At 59.2% G+C, this 1693-nt stretch carries 1 pseudogene; it reads right to left on the bottom strand.

Annotated features, from left to right (window positions below):
- Positions 1-1263: 1263 nt before the first annotated feature.
- Positions 1264-1693, bottom strand: a pseudogene (locus tag IVB12_RS15410) (transposase); the annotation flags it as partial.

Genomic DNA, 1693 nt, shown 5'->3' with positions numbered 1-1693 from the left:
AAAAAAAAGAATCAACGGGCCTCCGCCTCAGCCAACCATGCCCGCAGTACGTCACGCCATCGTCGATCTCATCCTACGGCAGCCATCGCAGCGATGCCCTACTGCAGAAGACGTATCCGTGAAAAACTGCAGCACAAACCAATTCTGCCAAAGTAGTGCTAGGCCTGCCGCAAGCGGGTCGTTGGCTGGGTGTTCCAGATGCCTCGTCCTCGCCTCGCCGAACCTTCTGGTGCCCCCTAATCCTGAACGCTCAGTATGTGAGCTGCGTGAGGTGTGAGCCGATCCCCACAATGGGGGCGTTCTGGCTTCGAACCTCAGAACCCGCGGGGATGCGCCGAGGACACATCGCGCCTCTCTCCTAAATATTGCGCCCAAGACGCTCCGGCTCGCCGATGAAGCCAGCGCGATCGCGGCCATCCTCCCGCTACTGGAAGCTCCCTTGATCTTCGCTCGAGCAAAGCTGGTAAATAACAACTAATGCTCAATCTATCGCCGAACGAGCGCGATAGAACCCAGGACGTCCCACGGGATCGCATCCTAATCGGCAAACCTCTCCTCTTCAACAACATAGACAATCGGATGTTCTGATACGCAGTTGTAGAAGGCGATTCGAGCGGCGATGTCGGCCACCAGTACCGCGTGGATCGCAGCGCACCTCACGATAGGTCGCCAACACGTCACGATTGCGCTCTCCAGCGACCAAGTTCATCTCCATCAGGGCGCCGACATCGGTTTGCGTCCGGGCACGTTCCTGCTGCAACGTGCGTTGACTAGAATGACCTCGAACCTGCACGCTCGAAACGAGTATACAAGACCCGTGGATTGCGTCGCGGCACTGATTGTCGCCGCACGTTTGAACCAACCCGCCAGCTCCCGCGTGAATTCGCAAAACGCACGGACCGGCATATCGGTGCACCCTGGGTCGGCCGCTGCCACGTGCATTTTTGATCCAAGCAACTCCGAAGTTGACTGGCCTTAATTCCGGGCGCCCTCCGGCAGCTCCGTCCAGTCATCGGGCCGGAGGGCCGGTCACGTGAATCGTCACTTTCCTAATCGGGATCGCCGTTCAAACAGCCTTACCCTTCCCAAGTTCGTTCCTATCCATGGACCACGTTTTTCAACGCGGACTGTGCTCCCGATAAGCCGACTGCCGATCCGCGAAGCCGGAGAAGACGGCATCTGCGCTCGCTCTTCTACCGCGCACAGGTGGTCGGGGAACGTGATACTTTTCCTAAGAAACAGCCAATTGGCCGCCGGGTCCACTTGCAGGACGAATCCGAGTGACTTGGCACGTCGCCTCAGATTGGCGATGACACGGCTGCGATATTGCTCCTCCTAGTGATCAGCACCCGGATCCCTGTAGGTTATGCCGTGCCGCAGCGTATTGCAGAACAGAACTGCTATTTTGCGAGCGGTCGCCGTCACCGCCTTTGCCTTGCCGGCGCGCAAAGCCAGCCGTCGATAAAATGCGCCAAGCGCCGTATCGCTCCGCCCAACCTCGTCGCTGCAAGCCGCAGCGGTGCCGCTGCCCGACTGGACGATCGCCGCGTGCGCGAAGTAGTACCTTGCCATCGGAGATCTTGTTACCTGGCGCGAGGCAGAGCCAGGAGGTGAAATGCTTGGCGGTCGGCCAAGCCTTCAGATCCGTGCCGCACTCGCCTATGAGCTTCAACGCGAGTGATGGGCCCAATCC

Origin of the sequence: Bradyrhizobium sp. 179 (assembly GCF_023073535.1) — a bacterium.
Taxonomy (GTDB): domain Bacteria; phylum Pseudomonadota; class Alphaproteobacteria; order Rhizobiales; family Xanthobacteraceae; genus Bradyrhizobium.
Note: the sequence above shows the minus strand (reverse complement) of the source record. Positions and strands in the feature narration are given on the sequence as shown.